The organism is Kitasatospora sp. NBC_00374, assembly GCF_041434935.1.
Lineage (GTDB): Bacteria > Actinomycetota > Actinomycetes > Streptomycetales > Streptomycetaceae > Kitasatospora.
Genome location: NZ_CP107964.1, coordinates 3,106,975 through 3,125,534 on the forward strand (window position 1 = coordinate 3,106,975; position 18,560 = coordinate 3,125,534).

The 18,560-nt window shown below is 70.0% G+C and carries 14 protein-coding genes and 2 rRNA genes; 4 read left to right on the forward strand and 12 right to left on the reverse strand.

Features of this window, described 5'->3' with window-relative positions; all coding sequences use genetic code 11:
• Positions 1–46 precede the first annotated feature (46 nt).
• On the forward strand, positions 47–715 hold the full coding sequence (locus OG871_RS13930; protein ID WP_371497067.1) for a TrkA family potassium uptake protein: 669 nt from the start codon (positions 47–49) through the stop codon (positions 713–715).
• Positions 715–1,386 carry a TrkA family potassium uptake protein gene (locus OG871_RS13935; RefSeq protein ID WP_371497068.1) on the forward strand — a complete coding sequence of 224 codons (672 nt, stop codon included), beginning with the start codon at positions 715–717 and terminating at the stop codon, positions 1,384–1,386. The genes OG871_RS13930 and OG871_RS13935 overlap by 1 nt, the downstream gene beginning before the upstream one ends.
• Positions 1,387–1,456: 70 nt before the next feature.
• On the opposite strand, the gene OG871_RS13940 is transcribed toward OG871_RS13935, so the two are convergent.
• The 4 genes from OG871_RS13940 to OG871_RS13955 all read right to left on the reverse strand — a co-directional run bounded on the left by OG871_RS13940 (position 1,457) and on the right by OG871_RS13955 (position 5,982).
• Positions 1,457–2,245: a DUF3159 domain-containing protein gene (locus tag OG871_RS13940; protein ID WP_371497069.1), complete on the reverse strand. Its 789-nt coding sequence runs from the start codon at positions 2,243–2,245 to the stop codon at positions 1,457–1,459.
• Positions 2,242–2,652 carry an OB-fold nucleic acid binding domain-containing protein gene (locus tag OG871_RS13945; protein WP_371497070.1) on the reverse strand — a complete coding sequence of 137 codons (411 nt, stop codon included), beginning with the start codon at positions 2,650–2,652 and terminating at the stop codon, positions 2,242–2,244. Before OG871_RS13945 ends, OG871_RS13940 begins: the two co-directional genes overlap by 4 nt.
• A 64-nt stretch (positions 2,653–2,716) precedes the next feature.
• Positions 2,717–3,397: a response regulator gene (locus OG871_RS13950; protein WP_371497072.1), complete on the reverse strand. Its 681-nt coding sequence runs from the start codon at positions 3,395–3,397 to the stop codon at positions 2,717–2,719.
• Positions 3,394–5,982: an ATP-binding protein gene (locus OG871_RS13955; protein WP_371497073.1), complete on the reverse strand. Its 2,589-nt coding sequence runs from the start codon at positions 5,980–5,982 to the stop codon at positions 3,394–3,396. The genes OG871_RS13950 and OG871_RS13955 overlap by 4 nt, the downstream gene beginning before the upstream one ends.
• Before the next feature lie 193 nt (positions 5,983–6,175).
• Between OG871_RS13955 and OG871_RS13960 the strand changes: the two genes are divergently transcribed.
• A complete protein-coding gene (locus tag OG871_RS13960) occupies positions 6,176–7,378 on the forward strand; it encodes an ROK family protein (RefSeq protein ID WP_371497074.1) in 1,203 nt (400 codons plus the stop codon).
• 120 nt (positions 7,379–7,498) lie between these two features.
• Positions 7,499–8,824, forward strand: a complete 1,326-nt coding sequence (locus OG871_RS13965) for an LLM class flavin-dependent oxidoreductase (protein WP_371497076.1) — start codon at positions 7,499–7,501, stop codon at positions 8,822–8,824.
• Positions 8,825–8,890: 66 nt separating this feature from the next.
• Here the strand turns inward: OG871_RS13965 and OG871_RS13970 are convergent, their stop codons facing one another.
• The 8 genes from OG871_RS13970 to OG871_RS14005 form a co-directional block, all read right to left on the reverse strand.
• Positions 8,891–9,775: a TauD/TfdA dioxygenase family protein gene (locus OG871_RS13970; RefSeq protein WP_371497077.1), complete on the reverse strand. Its 885-nt coding sequence runs from the start codon at positions 9,773–9,775 to the stop codon at positions 8,891–8,893.
• Positions 9,776–9,837: 62 nt separating this feature from the next.
• Complete coding sequence (locus OG871_RS13975; protein ID WP_371497079.1) at positions 9,838–10,170, reverse strand: ferredoxin family protein; 333 nt, start codon at positions 10,168–10,170, stop codon at positions 9,838–9,840.
• Positions 10,167–11,744 (reverse strand): FAD-dependent oxidoreductase, encoded by a 1,578-nt coding sequence (locus OG871_RS13980; RefSeq protein ID WP_371497080.1) that lies wholly within the window; start codon positions 11,742–11,744, stop codon positions 10,167–10,169. Before OG871_RS13980 ends, OG871_RS13975 begins: the two co-directional genes overlap by 4 nt.
• Positions 11,745–11,754: 10 nt before the next feature.
• On the reverse strand, positions 11,755–12,660 hold the full coding sequence (locus OG871_RS13985; RefSeq protein WP_371497081.1) for an ABC transporter permease: 906 nt from the start codon (positions 12,658–12,660) through the stop codon (positions 11,755–11,757).
• A complete protein-coding gene (locus tag OG871_RS13990; RefSeq protein WP_371497082.1) occupies positions 12,657–13,484 on the reverse strand; it encodes an ABC transporter ATP-binding protein in 828 nt (275 codons plus the stop codon). The genes OG871_RS13985 and OG871_RS13990 overlap by 4 nt, the downstream gene beginning before the upstream one ends.
• 3 nt (positions 13,485–13,487) lie before the next feature.
• A complete protein-coding gene (locus tag OG871_RS13995; RefSeq protein WP_371497083.1) occupies positions 13,488–14,546 on the reverse strand; it encodes an ABC transporter substrate-binding protein in 1,059 nt (352 codons plus the stop codon).
• A 648-nt stretch (positions 14,547–15,194) separates the two neighbouring features.
• Positions 15,195–15,311: ribosomal RNA gene (rrf, locus tag OG871_RS14000) — 5S ribosomal RNA — on the reverse strand.
• 88 nt (positions 15,312–15,399) lie between these two features.
• Positions 15,400–18,521: ribosomal RNA gene (locus tag OG871_RS14005) — 23S ribosomal RNA — on the reverse strand.
• Positions 18,522–18,560 lie beyond the last annotated feature (39 nt).

The following is an 18,560-nucleotide window of genomic DNA, read 5'->3' on the forward strand; positions in this document are numbered from 1 at the left end:
GTTTGCGCAGGTCAATAGCCCAACGGACAGGGTGAGGTAGCGTCCCGTGCACATCGTCATCATGGGTTGCGGCCGCGTGGGCTCGGCCCTCGCCAGAGCGCTCGAGAAACAGGGTCACTCGGTCGCCGTGGTCGACCAGGACCCGACGGCCTTCCGCCGGCTGGGCGCCGGATTCAACGGGCGGCGGGTGACCGGGGTCGGCTTCGACCAGGACACCCTGCGCGAGGCGGGCATCGAGGAGGCCGGCGCGTTCGCCGCCGTCTCCAGCGGTGACAACTCCAACATCATCGCCGCCCGGGTGGCCCGGGAGAACTTCGGCGTCGAGCACGTCGCGGCCCGGATCTACGACCCCCGGCGCGCCGAGGTCTACCAGCGCCTGGGCATCCCCACCGTCGCCACCGTCCGCTGGACGGCCGACCAGATGCTCCGCCGGCTGCTGCCGAGCGGCGCCGAGCCGCTCTGGCAGGACCCGAGCGGCAGCGTGCAGATGGCCGAGGTCGCCTTCTCCCCCGCCTGGGTCGGGCACAAGATCGGCTCGCTGGAGGAGGCCGCCGGCGTCCGGGTCGCGTTCGTGACCCGGCTGGGCGAGGGCACCCTGCCCACGCCGTCGACGGTGATCCAGGAGGGCGACCTGGTCCACGTCATGCTGCGCCGCTCCGAGCTGGCGTCGGTCGAGGCCGCGTTCGCGCAGGGCCCCGAGGAGGAGGGTCACTGATGCGAGTCGCCATTGCCGGAGCCGGCGCGGTCGGCCGCTCGATCGCGGGCGAGCTGCTGGAGAACGGCCACGAGGTCCTGCTGATCGACAAGAACCCGAACTCCATCTCCGTGGAGCGGGTCCCGATGGCCGAGTGGCTGCTGGCGGACGCCTGCGAGATCACCTCGCTGGACGAGGCCGCCCTGCAGCGCTGCCACGTGGTGATCGCCGCCACCGGCGACGACAAGGTCAACCTGGTCGTGTCGCTACTGGCCAAGACCGAGTACGGCGTGCCGCGGGTGGTCGCCCGGGTGAACAACCCGAAGAACGAGTGGCTCTTCAACGAGTCCTGGGGCGTCGACGTCGCCGTCTCCACCCCGCGCCTGATGTCGGCGCTGGTCGAGGAGGCCGTGAGCGTCGGCGACCTGGTCCGGCTGATGCGTTTCAGCCAGGGCAACGCCAACCTGGTCGAGCTCACCCTGGCGGGCGACGCCGAGCTGGTCGGCACCCGGGTCGGGGACGTCCAGTGGCCGGTGGACACCGCGCTGGTCAGCATCATCCGCGAGGGCCGGGTGCTGGTGCCGGCCAAGGACGACACCCTGGAGGGCGGCGACGAGCTGCTCTTCGTGGCCGCCCAGGAGCGCGAGGAGGAGCTGGAGGACCTGCTGTCCGCCGAGGCCGGCGCGCAGTAGGTCCCGGCGTACGGCTGAGGGGCGGTACCCGGTCGGGTACCGCCCCTCAGCCGTACGGCCGGTCGTGCGGTCAGTCCTCGATCTCGGCCTTGATCGGTGCGGGGGCCTTCAGCAGGATCCGCCAGGTGACGTACATGGCGAGCACCAGTGCCGGGATGCCCAGCGCCGTCTTGAGCCAGCCGAGCAGGGTGGTGTTGTGGGTGAAGTACAGCGGGAAGAGGATCACCGGCTTGATGCCCATGATCATCACCCAGGCCCAGGTGGCCTTGGTGTACGCGGCCAGCCGGCCGGGGTTCTGCGTCCGCCAGGTGAACATCTCGCCGGTGACCGGTCCGAGCATCAGGCCGACCAGCGGCCAGCGGACCAGCGCCGAGACGGCCAGCGCCAGGCAGTAGCCGACGTTGTAGAGCAGGCCGGGCAGGTAGAAGTCCTCCGCCTTGCCGGTCTTCATCGCGATCCAGGCGCCGATCGCCACGCCGAACACGCCGCTGAAGGCGTGCTGGATGGTCTCCCGGCGCACCAGCCGGACCACCACGAAGAGCGCGCTCAGCCCGAGCGCGGCCCAGGCCGCGGCGCTCACCTGGTGGGTGATGTTGAAGGTGAGGATGAAGACCAGACCCGGAAGGGTCATGTCGATCATCCCGCGGACGCCGCCGAAGGCCTTCATCACGGTCTCGGCCGCCTCCTTGGAGGCTGCCTCGTCCGCTGCCTTGCGGTCGGCCTCGGAGGCCTCCCACTGCTCGGCCGCCGACCCCACGACCGTCTCGGTCAGCGTGTGGTCCACGTATTTCTCGAAGTCCGCGGGCTTCGCGAAGTCGGCGGTACGGGCGGCGGGATCGCCGCCGGGCAGGTTGGTCACGCTGATTCGCTCCCGTGTCCGACCGGACGCAGCTCGTAACGAGGATTGAAGAGCACGCGACGGCCGCGTGCATGGCTGATCCGGCCGCTGGCGATGAGCCGGCGGCCCGGCTCTATGCCGACGATGGAGCGACGGCCGAGCCAGACCACGTCCAGCGCGTCACTGCCGTCGAAGAGCTCCGCCTCCAGGGCGGGTACGCCGGCCCGGGGCCGGAGCGTCACGGTGCGCAGGGTGCCCGCCACGGTGACCACCTCACGGTCCCCGCAGCTCGCTATCGGAGTGCACCCGGACTCCGCGGTGTCCTGCCGCAGCTCCTCCGCCTCCAGCTCCTCCGGGGAGGAGGTCAGGCGGCTGAGCATCCGCCGGAACCGGCTCTGCGGCTGCACGCTGCTGTTGTCACCACTCATGCCGGAAGGGTACCGGTTTTGCCGCCTCCGGCGGCAGGGCTCCTGGTCAGCGTGGTGGGCCCGGTCACGCCTCGAAGCGGTAGCCCATGCCCGGCTCGGTGATGAAGTGGCGCGGGTGCGAGGGGTCGACCTCGAGCTTCCGGCGCAGCTGGGCGAGGTAGACCCGCAGGTAGTTGGTCTCCTTGTGGTAGGCGGGCCCCCAGACCTCCTGGAGCAGCTGGGTCTGGCTGACCAGCCGGCCGGAGTTGCGGACCAGGACCTCCACCAGGTGCCACTCGGTCGGGGTGAGCCGGATGTCGACACCGTCCCGGTTGACCTTCTTGGCGGCCAGGTCGACGGTGAAGGTCGCGGTGGCGACCACGGCGTCGTCCTCCCCGGCCACCGGCTCGGCGCGGCGGACGGCGGCCCGCATCCGGGCCAGCAGCTCGTCCATGCCGAACGGCTTGGTGACGTAGTCGTCGGCGCCGGCGTCCAGCGCCTCCACCTTCTCGTCGGAGGCGTGCCGGGCCGAGAGCACGATGATCGGCACCCTGGTCCAGCCGCGCAGGCCCCGGATCACGTCCACGCCGTCCATGTCGGGCAGGCCGAGGTCCAGCACGACCACGTCGGGGTGACGGGCGGCGGCCAGCTCCAGCGCGCTCGCACCGTCGTGCGCGGCGTCCACCTCGTACTTGCGGGCCTTCAGGTTGATCACCAGGGCGCGGACGATCTGCGGTTCGTCGTCCACGACGAGGACCCGGGTCATACGGGCTCCGCCTTTCGGGTCGGCATCGGTCGGTGGTCGGGCAGGTCGACGGCAGGCAGGGTGACCACCATGGTGAGCCCGCCGCCCGGGGTGTCCTCGGCAGTGACCGTACCGCCCATCGCCTCGACGAAGCCGCGGGCGACGGCCAGGCCGAGACCGACGCCGGCGCCGCGCGGGGCGTCGCCGTAGCGCTGGAACGGGGCGAAGATCCGTTCCCGGGCCTCCTCCGGTACGCCCGGTCCGCGGTCGACGATCCGCAGCTCGACCCGGGCCCGCGTCCCCGCCGGGTGCAGCGCGTCGGCCTTCACCAGCACCCGTCGGCCGTCGGGGCTGTACTTGACCGCGTTCTCGATCAGGTTGGCGAGGGCGCGCTCCAGCAGCCCGGCGTCGGCGTGGATCATCGGCAGACTCTCCGGCACGTCCAGCCGCACGCCCTCCGGCGGGACGCCGCCGAGCGCGTACGGGACGACCTCGTCCAGGTCGGTCGGCTGGATCAGCGGGGTGACCGTGCCGGTCTGCAGCCGGCTCATGTCGAGCAGGTTGTTGATCAGGTGGTCCAGCCGGTCGGCGCCGGACTCGATGCCGGCCAGCAGCTCGGCCTCGTCCTCCTCGCCCCACTCGACGTCCTCGGAGCGCAGCGAGCTGACGGCGGCCTTGATGCCCGCCAGCGGCGTCCGCAGGTCGTGCGAGACGGCGGCGAGCAGCGCGGTCCGGATCCGGTTGCCCTCGGCCTCCCGGCGGGCGGCGGCGGCCTCACCGGCCAGCCGGCGGCGGTCCAGCAGTACGGCGGCCTGGGCGGCGAAGGCGCCGAGCAGCCGCCGGTCCTCGGCGGGCAGCACCCGGCCGCGCAGCGCCAGTGCGAGGTGGTCGCCGACGGGCACGTCGACGTCGGCCTGCTCGGGCCGGGCCGGCGGGTCGATGCCGCTGGCGGCGGTGAGCTGCCAGGGGGCTCGCTCGTCCGGGCGCTCCAGCAGGGCGGCGGACTCCTGCTGGAAGGTCTCCCTGACCTGGTCCAGCAGGGCGGTCAGCAGGCTCTCGTCGGTGAACGGCGCCTCGCCGGTGGGGGCGCCGCGCAGCACGGTGCCGGCCAGGGCGCTCAGGGTCTGCGCCTCGGCCTGGTTGCGGGCGGCCTGGTGCGTGCGGCGGGCGGCCAGGTCGACCACGGAGGCGACCGCGATGGCCACGGCGGTGAAGATCGCCACCGCGAGGATGTTCTGCGGTTCGGAGATGGTGAAGGTGTGCAGCGGCGGGGTGAACCAGTAGTTCAGCGCGCTGGAGCCGATCAACGCGGAGGCGACGGCCGGGTACAGCCCGCCGACCAGCGCCGCGCAGACGGTCAGCGACAGGAACAGCAGCATGTCGGTGGAGAGCCCGAAGGCGTGGACCTGGGTGAGCAGCAGGGCCAGCAGCGGCGGCCCGGCCACGCCGATCAGCCAGCCCGCCACCGTCCGGGTCCGGCCGAGGTCGGTGACCCGCCGGACCGGGAGCCGGCCGCGGCCGCCCGCCGCGTGCTCGTGGGTGACCATGTGGACGTCGATGTCGCCGGAACCGCGGGTGACGGTGGCGCCGACGCCCGGCCCGTAGACGTACTGCCAGGGCCTGCGGCGGCTGATGCCCAGCACGATCTGGGTCGCGTTGACCCCGCGGGCGAAGTCCAGCAGGCCGCCCGCCGGCTCGTCGCCGAGGACGGTGTGGAAGGTCCCGCCCAGGCTCTCCACCAGCGCCCGCTGCTCGATCAGCGACTGCGGTGAGCCGCCGGCCGCCAGGCCGTCGGAGCGGGAGATGTGCACGGCCAGCAGCTCGCCGCCGGAGCCGCGGTCGGCGATCCGGGCGGCCCGGCGGATCAGCGTCGCGCCCTCGGGGCCGCCGGTCAGGCCGACCACGATCCGCTCCCGGGCCTGCCAGGTGCCCTGGATGCCCTGTTCGGCGCGGTAGCGCTGGAGGTACTCGTCGACCCGGTCGGCCGTCCAGAGCAGGGCCAGCTCGCGCAGCGCGGTCAGGTTGCCGGGGCGGAAGTAGTGGGCGAGCGCGGCGTCGATCTTCTCCGGGGCGTAGACGTTGCCGTGGGCGAGACGGCGGCGCAGCGCCTGCGGGGACATGTCGACGAGCTCGATCTGGTCGGCCCGGCGGACCACCTCGTCGGGGACGGTCTCGCGCTGGCGGACGCCCGTGATGCCCTCGACCACGTCGCCGAGGGACTCCAGGTGCTGGATGTTGACGGTCGAGATCACGTCGATGCCGGCCGCCAGCAGCTCCTCGACGTCCTGCCAGCGCTTGGCGTTGCGGCAGCCGGGGATGTTGGTGTGCGCCAGCTCGTCCACCAGGGCGACCTGCGGGCTGCGGGCCAGCAGCGCGTCCAGGTCCAGTTCGCCGAAGTCGGCGCCCCGGTGGGTCAGCCGGCGGCGCGGGACGCCCTCCAGTCCCTGGGCCAGCGCGGCGGTCAGCGGGCGGTCGTGGTCCTCGACGAGGCCGACCACCAGGTCGGTGCCGCGGCCCAGCCTGCGGTGCGCCTCGGCCAGCATGGCGTACGTCTTGCCGACCCCGGGCGCCGCCCCGAGGTAGATCCGCAGCCTGCCGCGTGCCATGCGCACCATTCTTGGTCCGGTCCGGGAGGTGTGCCCCCGGACACCCGTTCGCCGCCTTCGACCCTACGGCCTTCCGGATGAATATCCGCTGATCAGAACGGTTCGGGCGCGGATTTAGCGCGATATTGACGGCTCGGGTGCGCTTCACGCCGCCGCCACCGTGGTGCAACACCCCGCCGGGACAATCGACCGCATGCTCTCCCTGGTCGCTCCTCCCACACTCGGCCGCACCCCGCTGCCCGCCGAGGGCGGCGGCGCCGGCGCGGTCCTGCGCGCGGTCCTGGCGGGCGGCCCGCTGACCCGGTCCGCGGTCGGCCGCGCCACCGAGCTCAGCCCGGCCGCGGTCTCCCGGCACACCGCCGACCTGAGCGCGCTCGGCCTGCTGCGCGAACTGCCGCCCGAGGACGGCCCGCCCAGGGCCGGCCGCCCCCAACTGCCACTGGACATCGACACCCGGCACCACCTGGCCGCCGGCGTGCACATCGGCGTCCCCTGGCTCACCTTCGGCCTGCTGGACCTGCGCGGCCGCGTGGTCGCCCACGAGCGGCTGCCCCGCCGGGGGGACGCCGCGGACGTCCTGCGGACGGTCCGCGCCCACCTGCCCGGCTTCGTCGGCCGCCGGGCGGCCGGCCGGTCGCTGCTCGGCCTCGGCGTGGTCACCGGTGGCTGGGTCGACTCCGAGCGCGGCACCGTGGTCCAGCACGGCCCGCTGGGCTGGCGCGACGTACCGGTCCGGGAGCTCCTGAAAGGCGTCACCAGGCTGCCCGTCCACCTGGAGAGCCACGCCCGCGCGCTGGCCCGCGCCGAGCTGCTGTTCGGCGCCGGCCGCGGCGCGACCGAGCTGGTCGAGCTGTTCGTCGGGAACGTGGTGGACGCCGCCATCGCCACCGGCGGCACCGTGCTGCGCGGCCGCCGCTCCCGCGCCGGCGACATCGGCCACCTCCCCGTGCCCGGCTCCACCGAGCCCTGCTCCTGCGGCCGCACGGGCTGCCTGGAGGCCACCGTCGCCCAGGACACCGTCGCCCGCCGGGCCCACGCCCGGGGCCTGATCCCGGCACCCGAGTTCGACCTGCTGCTGCGGCTGGCGGCCGGCGGGGACACCGAGGCACTCGGCCTGCTCAAGGAGCGGCTGACGCTCACCGCCCCCGCCGCCGCCCTGCTCATCGACGTCCTCAACCCGGAGGTGCTGGTGGTCAGCGAGGCCGGGCTGACGGCGGTGCCGTCCCTCGTCGGCCACCTCAGGGAGCAGGTCCTGCGGCACACCCGTGCCGAACCGACCCAGCTGGTCACCGCCGCCTCCTTCGGCATGGAGGTGCTCGCCGTGGCGGCCTGCGCCGGGGTCCTCGACAGCGCCTACCAGCGGCCGATGGAACTGCGGACGGCCCGGGCCGGCTGATGCTGCCGCGCCGTCAACACCGCATTAATTCCCCCGCCTGGCGAATCGTTGTCGGCCCACGGAGCCCCCGGAAGGATGAACGGTGACCCCTTCCTCCCTCCGAATCCGGAGCTGCCCGCCATGCCCGAAAGCGACCGCCAGCTGCACTTCAACCTGTTCCTGATGGGCGTCGGCCACCACGAGGCGGCCTGGCGCCACCCGCGGACCGACCCGCACCGGGCCGCCGACATCGCGCACTTCCAGCACCTGGCCCAGGCCGCCGAGGCCGCCTCCTTCGACTCGGTCTTCCTCGCCGACGGCGTCGAGGCCCGCTCCGACGGCGGCTGGGGCCTGATCAGCCACTTCGAACCGTTCACCCTGCTCACCGCACTGGCCGTGGTGACCGAGCGGATCGGCCTGATCGGCACCGTCTCCACCGGCTTCTCCGAGCCCTACAACCTGGCCCGGCAGTTCGCCTCGCTCGACCACATCAGCCACGGCCGGGCCGGCTGGAACATCGTCACCTCGGCCGGCGACCGCGCCGCGCAGAACTTCGGCCGGGACGCCAATCAGGAGCACGCGGTGCGCTACCGGCGGGCCGACGAGTTCCTGCGGGTCACCACCGCGCTGTGGGACAGCTGGGAGGACGGCGCGCTGCTGCTGGACCGGGAGAGCGGCGCCTTCGCCGACCCGGCCAGGGTGCACGAGATCGACCACGTCGGCGAGCACTTCAAGGTCCGCGGCCCGCTCAACATCCCGCGCAGCCCGCAGGGCCACCCGCTGCTGGTGCAGGCCGGCTCCTCCGACAACGGCCGCGCCTTCGCCGCCCGCTGGGCGGAGGCCGTGTTCACCGCCCAGCAGACGCTGGCCGAGGGACAGTCCTTCTACGCCGACCTCAAGCGGCAGGCCGCGGCGGCCGGCCGCGACCCGGCCGGCCTCAAGGTGCTGCCCGGGGTCGTGCCGGTGCTCGGCTCCACCGAGGCCGAGGCCAAGGCGCTGGACCAGGAGCTGGACGACCTGATCAACCCGGCCCGGGCGATCGGCGTGCTCTCCACCGTGCTGGGCGTCGACCTGACCGACCACCCGCTGGACGCCCCGCTCCCGCCGCTGCCGCCGGTCACCGAGATCAACGGCGCCAAGAGCCGGTTCGAGCTGATCCGCGACCTCGCCGAACGGGACCGGCTGACGCTGCGCCAACTGGTCGGCCGGCTGGGCGGCGGACGCGGTCACCAGGTGGTCGTCGGCACACCCGAGCAGCTCGCCGACCACATCGAGCACTGGTTCACGCACGGAGCCGCGGACGGCTTCAACATCATGCCGCCGATCCTGCCCGACGGCCTGACCGACTTCGTCGAGCAGGTGCTGCCGATCCTGCGGGCGCGCGGCCTGTTCCGCGAGGGCTACCGCGGGCGCACCCTGCGCGAGCACTACGGCCTGCCCCGACCGGTCGGCCGCCACAGCGGCTGACCCCCACAGACGTGCGCCGCGAGGTCGGGAGGGGCCTCGCGGCGCACTTTCCGTCGCTCAGGACGGTCAGGACGTGTAGTGCGTCGCCTCGTCCCCCTCGATCAGGTAGCTGGACTCGCCGCTGACACCGACCGGGACGTCGCCCGCCACCGTCACCCGGTGCAGCCTGCGCGGCAGGTCGTCGTAGTCGTCCGGCGCGTAGTGCTGGGTGGCCCGGTTGTCGAACAGCACCACGTCGCCGCCCGCCCAGCGCCAGCGCACCACGTTCTCCGGCCGGGTCACGTACGCCTGCAGGGTGCGCAGCAGGTCACGCGAGGCATCGCCCGGCAGGCCGACGATCCGGTCCGCGAACCCGCCGATGAACAGGCCCCGCTCCCCGGTCTCCGGGTGCACCCGGACCACCGGGTGCGCGGTGCGGTACCGGCGCGCCGTGAAGACCCGGCGCCGCTCGGCGGCGGCCTCGTCGAGCGGCTTGCCCTCGGCGTAGTCGTAGTCGTTGGTGTGCTCCGCCCACAGCCGGTCGGCGAACTCCCGCAGCGCCTCGGGCAGGTCCCGGTAGGCGCCCTGCGTGTCGGCGATCAGGGTGTTGCCGCCGTACGGGGGAACGACCAGGCTGCGCAGGGTGCTCGCCTTCGGCGGGGTGCGGACGAAGGTGACGTCGGTGTGCCAGCGGTTGGCCCGGCCCTCCTCGCCGTCCACCGGCAGCACGTTCGGCTGCCCCTCCAGGGAGGGCACGGTCGGGTGGGCGGTGGTCAGGCTGCCGAACCGGGCCGCGAAGCGGGTCTGCCCGTCGTCGTCCAGGCTCTGGCCGCGGAAGAACAGCGCCTTGTGGGCGAGCAGCGCGTCGTTCAGGCCCTTGACGGTGGTCTCGTCCAGCGGCCCGGCGAGGTCGAGGCCGGTGATCTCGGCGCCGATCCGGCCACCGACCTTGTGGATCTCGAAACTGGTCATCGTGCGGTGTCCCTTCACTGAGACTGAGGCGGAACCAGGGGATGAGGAGAAGCCGGGAGGGGTCAGGAGGTGATGGGCGCGGGTCCGAGGACCGGGCCGACGGCGCGCAGCGCGCCCGGGGTACGGCCCGGGCCCCAGCCGATCCGGGCGCGGTAGCTGCCGAGCAGTCCTGCCTCGGCCAGGCGCTGCTCGTCCTGCGGCTCGGGATGGGTGCGGGGCGACACGAAGAGGGCGTCGACCGGGCAGTTGGCCTCGCACTGGAAGCAGGTCTGGCAGTCGGACTGACGGGAGATCACCGGGATGCCGTCGGCGCCCCGCTCGAAGACGTCGGTCGGACAGACCCTGATGCACCTGTCGCAGGCGATGCACCGGTCGGCGGAGACGAGTTCGATCACACGGGCTCCTTCAGGGGTCGGGTCCACACCTCGTCCAGACCGCCGGTGGCGATCCGGTGGTGCTGGGCGGGGTCCTGCTCGGGGAAGTCGGCGCGCCGGGCCATCCCCCGGCTCTCGGTCCGGGCCAGCGCCGAGCGGTACATCCAGCGGGCGTTGGCGGCCAGCGCGGCGGCCTGCCGGGCCCGGATCGTGTCCCGGCCGGTGCCGTACAGACCCGAGCGCAGCCGCTGCCAGGTGCCGTCCAGCACGGTCAGCGCCTCGGTGAGGACCTGGCCGTGCCGCAGGTAGTTCTTCTCGTACGGCAGCACCTCGCCCTGCACGGCCGCGACCACCTCCCGGTACGAGAGCTCCGAGCTCCCGCCGGTGGGGCGCAGCCCCGCACCCCCGGCCGGCCGGACCCGGCGGGTGTGCCGACGGCTGCCGAGGCGGCTGGCGTACCCGGCCGCACCGCGCCCGGCCCAACTGCCGGAGGACATCGCCCAGGCCGCGTTGTGGCTGCCGCCGCCGGTGAATCCGCCGCAGATCAGCTCGCGGGTCGCCGCGTCCCCGGCCGCGTACAGGCCGGGCACCGTGGTGCGGCAGTCCTCACCCGCGATCCGGATCCCGCCGGTACCGCGCACGGTGCCCTCGGCGAGCAGCGTGACGGCGAAGCGCTCGGTGAACGGGTCGATGCCCAGCCGGTCGAAGGTCAGGAAGAAGTTCGGCTGGGCGAGCCGCATGGCCTGCCGGGCCGCCGCGTCGGCCCGGTCCAGCCGGCAGTACACCTTGCCGGTGAGCAGCTCCCGGGCGATCACCGACCGACCGCCCTGGCTCGCCGCCCCCTCCAGGACGTCCCCGTCCGCGCGGTAGAAGGTCGCGAAGGAGTAGAACGCCGTCTTGGTGACGGAGGTGTGTTCCGGGGCGATGCCGTACGCGTTGGAGAACTCCATCCCGGACAGCTCCGCGCCCACCTCGGCCGCGTACAGCGCGCCGTCCCCGGTGTCGGTGTCGGTACCGAGCGCCTTGCTGAGGAACGCGCAACCGCCCGTGGCCAGCACCACCGCGCCGGCCCGCACCCGGTACGGGTGCCCGGCCTGGCGGCGGTACCCGGCCGCGCCGGCCACCGATCCGTCGGCCGCGGTGAGGAGCTCGGTGACCGGGCTCTGGTCGAGGATCCGCACCCCGGCCCGGCGGACCCGGATCCGCATCCGCCGCATGTACTCCGGCCCCTGCAGGCCGTTGCGCAGCTGCCGGCCGTCCGGGCCGGTCGGGAAGGGGTAGCCACCGGTCTCGGCCAGCTCGTTCATCGCGGCGTAGGTGCGCTCCAGCACCCTGCCCATCCAGCCCCGGTCGGCCAGATGGCCGCCGAGGGCCTCGCGGCTCGCCATCGCGGCCTCCCGGGCCTGCGGGTCGGGTGCCACGTACCAGACCCCCGTCCCGCCCGCCGCGGTCGCGCCGCTGGTACCGCAGTAGCCCTTGTCGACGAGCAGGACGTCGGCGCCGGCCCGCGCCGCCTCCAGCGCCGCCCAGGTGGCGGCCGGCCCGCCGCCCACCACCAGGACGTCGGCGGTGAGTTCCTCCTGATGCGTGCTCACACGGTGCTCCTCAGCTGTTGAGGGGGGCCCGCCAGGCGGTGAACCGGCGCTCCAGCGCCACCAGCAGCTGGTTGAAGGCCACCCCGATGACGGAGATGGTGACGATGCCCGCGTACATTTGCGGGATGGCGAAGTTGTACTGGGAGGCGTTGATCAGATAGCCCAGTCCGGCCTTGGCGCCGACCATCTCGGCGGCCACCAGCACCAGGATCGACACCGCCCCGGCCAACCGGATCCCGGTGAAGATCACCGGCACCGAGGCCGGCACGATCACCTTCTGGAACAGCCTCGGCGCCGACAGGTCGAGCGAACGGGCCAGCCGCAGCAGTGTCGGATCGACACTGCGCACCGCGCTGATGGTGTTCAGCAGGATCGGCCAGACGCAGGCGTACAGCACGATGGAGATCTTCGAGGTCTCGCCGATGCCCAGGATGAGCACGAACACCGGCAGCAGCGCGAGCGCGGCGGTGTTACGGAAGAGTTCGAGCAGCGGGCCGAGCAGCGTGGCCAGCGGCCGGTACCAGCCGATCAGCAGACCCAGCGGCACGCCGATCAGGACCGAGAGGCCGAAGCCGGTGAGCGAACGGCTCAGGCTGGCCTGGGTGTTGCTCGCCAGCTGCCCGTTGTCGAGCAGGCCGAACCAGGCGTCCAGCACCTCGCTGAACGGTGGCAGGAACGTCCGGTCGACCAGGTCGAAGCGTGGGGCCAGCTCCCAGACCAGGAGCAGGACCGCGATCGCCGCGGTCTTGGTCAGGACGCCGAGCAGCAGGCCGGCCACCCGGGCCGGCCGGCGCGCGGCGGATGGCGCGGCCGGCCCGGGCTGCTCGGGCTGCTCGGGCTGTTCGGGCTGCTCGGGTGCGGTCCGGCCGGCGAGCCGCTCCGCGGTGTCGACCGCCGTGCTGATGTCCGTGCTCATACCGGGCTGACCTCCCTCTCCAACTCCTGGGCCCGACTGACCTCGTCGTGCAGCAGATTCCAGATCTCGTGCCGGTACCGCGCGAACTCGGGGCTGGAGCGCAGGTCGCGGTCCTGCTGCCGGTCACCGAGCTCGATCGGCACGACCTGCTTGATCCGGCCCGGCCGGGACGTCATCACCGCCACCCGCTGCCCCAGGTAGACCGCCTCCTCGATGCCGTGCGTGATGAACAGCACCGTCTTCCCGGTCCGCTCCCAGATCCGCAGCAACTCCCCCTGCAGCGACTCCCTGGTCTGGGCGTCCAGGGCGGCGAACGGCTCGTCCATCAGCAGCACCTCCGGGTCGTACGCGAGGCTGCGGGCGATCGCCACCCGCTGCTTCATGCCGCCGGACAGCTCGTGCGGGTGCCGGTCCTCGAAGCCGGTCAGGCCGACCAGGTCGAGGTACTCCCGTGCCCGCGCGGCCCGTTGGCGGCGCGGTACGCCGATCGCCTCCAGGCCGAACTCGACGTTCCCCTGGGCGGTGCGCCACGGCAGCAGGGCGTACTGCTGGAACACCGTGCTGCGGTCCGGCCCCGGGCCGGTGACCGGCCGTCCGTCGAGCAGGATCTGGCCGGAGCTCGGCCGGGTCAGCCCGCCCAGCAGGTCGAGCAGGGTGGACTTGCCACAGCCGCTGGGCCCGACCAGGGCGGTGAACTCCCCTGCGGCGATGTCGAGATCGACGCGGTCGACGGCGACGAAGTCCGCCTGCGCGCTGCGGGCGCCCGCCCTGCCCCGGACGGGGAAGGTCTTGCTGACGGCACGGAAGGAGATCTGTGCGCTCATCGCTCAACTCCTGCTGGCAGACGGGGAGGCGGCGGCGTCCGCCGGAGCGGACTGGCCGGCGAGGCCGTTGAAGTCGTTGGAGTACAGGTCTCCGGCCTTGACCTGACCCGCCTTGAGGTCGCCGTGCGCGACCAGCCAGTCGATCCACAGCTGGAAGTCCTGGTCGGAGATCCGGCCGCCGGCCGCCGCCACCCCGAACGACTTCCAGTACTGCAGGGCGGCCGGGTCCTCGTTGCGTCCGCGGCGCTTGACGATCTCCACGCTGCGGGCGATCACCTGCTCGCGCGGCGTGCTCCGACTCCACTCGATCGCCTTGGCCACCCCCGTGACGAAGGTCCGGGAGGTGGTGGGGTTCTCCTTCAGGAAGCGGTTGGTCATCACGAACGTGCCGGCGCTGAACGCCCCGAGCAGGTCGAAGTCGCTGAACAGCGGCCGGACCCCGCCGGCCGCCAGAGCCTTGTCGCGGAGCACCCCGCCCAGCACGGCGACCTCGACCTGCTTCTGCCGCAGTGCCTGCTCGGTGCTCACCGGCGGCAGCACGGTGGGCTCCACCTTCGCGATGTCGGCCGGCGACAGGCCGTTGCGCTGGAGATAGATGTCCAGCAGCGCCTCGCTGTGAGCGCCGAGGGTGTTCATCGCGACCTTCTTGCCGAGCAGGTCGCGGGCCCCGCGGATCGGGCTGTCCTCCAGCACGTAGTACCCGCTGTAGGCGGCCTGGTCCACGCCGTAGTAGCTGATCACCGACTTCACCGGGGCGCCGGCACCGATCAGCTTGACCACCGCGCCGTTGAAAGCGCCGCCGAAGTCGGTCTGACCGGTCGCGGCCGACTGGATGTCCTGTGGCCCGCTGATCGTGTTGCCCACCCACTCCAGCTTCACATCACCCAAGTAGCCGAGGTCCTCGGCGAGTTCGGGCAGGGTCACCTGCCCGGCCCAGCCCTGGTACCTGATCTTCTTCGTCTCGTTTCCCCCTCCACCGGACGCGTCGGCCCGCCCGCAGGCGGCGGCCGCGACACCCAGGGCGGCAAGGGACAGGAACTGGCGGCGGGAGGCGGCGGGCATGGGGGGATTCCTTCGCAGAGGACAGCGGACACCGCACCCGGCGGGCGGCCCCGACGACGGGACGGCCGGTCGAGCAGCAGTGGGAGGACGCGACGACCGGGGCCGCCGGGCAACAGGCACGGCAGGGCCACGGGCGGGACAGGTGAGACGCGAGAGAAGAAGACACCGCATCCGGGCGGCGGCCGGGGTCAGCCTCGGCGGCGCCCACCCGACCGGTCAGCGGGCGGGGCGGGACACCGACCCGGGTCGGTCAGCGACAGACGGCACAGAGGGCGCTCGCGTGCCGTCGAAGATCGACGTGCAGGCGGCCCACAAGGCTCTCGGCTTGGCTCACACCCACAGAGTTCCAGCCCGGCCGGAAGCGGGTCAACGAATGTTCCCTCGACGGAAGAAAACCCCCGGACGGCGACCGCGGGTGCTGCGGAGTCCCCTGTGCCCCGCAGTACCCGCGCCTCCGGACGGCACCGAGTCCGATGCCCGTCGGTAGTAGACACGCCTCACGCCCCCTTACACGTCTCAGTCGGAGGCGCGGAGTGTGAGCCCGATGAAGCCGTCGTGCCGGCCCGGAAACGCCGGTGCGGTCCGGTCCGGTCCGGAAATGCGAGAAGCCCCTCCCGGGTGACCCGGGAGGGGCTTCTCTGAAAGATTGTTCGGCGGCGTCCTACTCTCCCACAGGGTCCCCCCTGCAGTACCATCGGCGCTTTGAGGCTTAGCTTCCGGGTTCGGAATGTAACCGGGCGTTTCCCTCACGCTATGACCACCGAAACACTATGAAACTGTCAACCGCACCAGCCATGTGACCAAACCTGGCTGGGGTCGTTGTTTCAGAACAACACAGTGGACGCGAGCAACTGAGGACAAGCCCTCGGCCTATTAGTACCGGTCAACTCCACCCCTCACAGGGCTTCCATATCCGGCCTATCAACCCAGTCGTCTACTGGGAGCCTTACCCTCTCAAGGAGGTGGGAGTGCTCATCTCGAAGCAGGCTTCCCGCTTAGATGCTTTCAGCGGTTATCCCTCCCGAACGTAGCCAACCAGCCATGCCCTTGGCAGGACAACTGGCACACCAGAGGTTCGTCCGTCCCGGTCCTCTCGTACTAGGGACAGCCCTTCTCAACACTCCTACGCGCACAGCGGATAGGGACCGAACTGTCTCACGACGTTCTAAACCCAGCTCGCGTACCGCTTTAATGGGCGAACAGCCCAACCCTTGGGACCTACTCCAGCCCCAGGATGCGACGAGCCGACATCGAGGTGCCAAACCATCCCGTCGATATGGACTCTTGGGGAAGATCAGCCTGTTATCCCCGGGGTACCTTTTATCCGTTGAGCGACGGCGCTTCCACAAGCCACCGCCGGATCACTAGTCCCGACTTTCGTCCCTGCTCGACCCGTCAGTCTCACAGTCAAGCTCCCTTGTGCACTTACACTCAACACCTGATTGCCAACCAGGCTGAGGGAACCTTTGGGCGCCTCCGTTACTCTTTAGGAGGCAACCGCCCCAGTTAAACTACCCACCAGACACTGTCCCTGATCCGGATCACGGACCCAGGTTAGACATCCAGCACGACCAGAGTGGTATTTCAACGACGACTCCACCCAAACTGGCGTTTGGGTTTCAAAGTCTCCCACCTATCCTACACAAGCCGAACCGAACACCAATATCAAGCTATAGTAAAGGTCCCGGGGTCTTTCCGTCCTGCTGCGCGAAACGAGCATCTTTACTCGTAATGCAATTTCACCGGGCCTATGGTTGAGACAGTCGAGAAGTCGTTACGCCATTCGTGCAGGTCGGAACTTACCCGACAAGGAATTTCGCTACCTTAGGATGGTTATAGTTACCACCGCCGTTTACTGGCGCTTAAGTTCTCAGCTTCGCCACACCGAAATGTGACTAACCGGTCCCCTTAACGTTCCAGCACCGGGCAGGCGTCAGTCCGTATACATCGCCTTACGGCTTCGCACGGACCTGTGTTTTTAGTAAACAGTCGCTTCTCGCTGGTCTCTGCGGCCACCCCCAGCTCGGAGTGCAAGACTCGTCACCAGGAATGGCCCCCTTCTCCCGAAGTTACGGGGGCATTTTGCCGAGTTCCTTAACCATAGTTCACCCGAACGCCTCGGTATTCTCTACCTGACCACCTGAGTCGGTTTGGGGTACGGGCCGCCATGAAACTCGCTAGAGGCTTTTCTCGACAGCATAGGATCATCCACTTCACCACAATCGGCTCGGCATCAGGTCTCAGCCTCAATGAGTGACGGATTTGCCTATCACTCGGCCTACACCCTTACCCCGGGACAACCACCGCCCGGGCTGGACTACCTTCCTGCGTCACCCCATCGCTCACCTACTACCCTGTTGGGTCACCGGCTCCACCACGTCCCTTTGTCCGAAGACTCCGGGCCGGCTTCACGGGCTTAGCATCAAGAGGTTCGACGTTGGCGCTTCAAAGCGGGTACGGGAATATCAACCCGTTGTCCATCGACTACGCCTGTCGGCCTCGCCTTAGGTCCCGACTTACCCTGGGCAGATCAGCTTGACCCAGGAACCCTTGGTCAATCGGCGCAAGAGTTTCTCACTCTTGTATCGCTACTCATGCCTGCATTCTCACTCGTGTACCGTCCACAACTGGATTCCTCCGCTGCTTCACCCGGCACACGACGCTCCCCTACCCATCCACACAGCCGTTGGGCCTATATATGTGAATGACACGACTTCGGTGGTGTACTTGAGCCCCGCTACATTGTCGGCGCGGAATCACTTGACCAGTGAGCTATTACGCACTCTTTCAAGGGTGGCTGCTTCTAAGCCAACCTCCTGGTTGTCTCTGCGACTCCACATCCTTTCCCACTTAGCACACGCTTAGGGACCTTAGTCGGTGTTCTGGGCTGTTTCCCTCTCGACCATGGAGCTTATCCCCCACAGTCTCACTGCCGTGCTCTCACTTACCGGCATTCGGAGTTTGGCTAAGGTCAGTAACCCGGTGAGGCCCATCGCCTATCCAGTGCTCTACCTCCGGCAAGAAACACACGACGCTGCACCTAAATGCATTTCGGGGAGAACCAGCTATCACGGAGTTTGATTGGCCTTTCACCCCTAACCACAGGTCATCCCCCAGGTTTTCAACCCTGGTGGGTTCGGTCCTCCACACGGTCTTACCCGCGCTTCAACCTGCCCATGGCTAGATCACTCCGCTTCGGGTCTTGGGCATGCAACTCAACCGCCCTATTCGGACTCGCTTTCGCTACGGCTACCCCACACGGGTTAACCTCGCTACACACCGCAAACTCGCAGGCTCATTCTTCAAAAGGCACGCAGTCACGAGACACACAGCAAGCTGCACATCCGACGCTCCCACGGCTTGTAGGCACACGGTTTCAGGTACTATTTCACTCCGCTCCCGCGGTACTTTTCACCATTCCCTCACGGTACTATCCGCTATCGGTCACTAGGGAATATTTAGGCTTAGCGGGTGGTCCCGCCAGATTCACACGGAATTTCTCGGGCTCCGTGCTACTTGGGAGAAGCTCAAGTGAGCCGTACAAGTTTCGTCTACGGGGGTCTTACCCTCTACGCCGGACCTTTCGCATGTCCTTCGACTACCCATACGGTTTCTGACTCACCCAGCCGCCGGCAGACGACTGAAGAACTTTCCCACGACCCCGAAGTGGCAACCCCTGCCGGGTCTCACACCACTCCGGTTTAGCCTCATCCGGTTTCGCTCGCCACTACTCCCGGAATCACGGTTGTTTTCTCTTCCTGCGGGTACTGAGATGTTTCACTTCCCCGCGTTCCCTCCACATACCCTATGTGTTCAGGTATGGGTGACAGCCCATGACGACTGCCGGGTTTCCCCATTCGGAAACCCCCGGATCAAAGCCTGGTTGACGGCTCCCCGGGGACTATCGTGGCCTCCCACGTCCTTCATCGGTTCCTAGTGCCAAGGCATCCACCGTGCGCCCTTAAAAACTTGGCCACAGATGCTCGCGTCCACTGTGCAGTTCTCAAACAACGA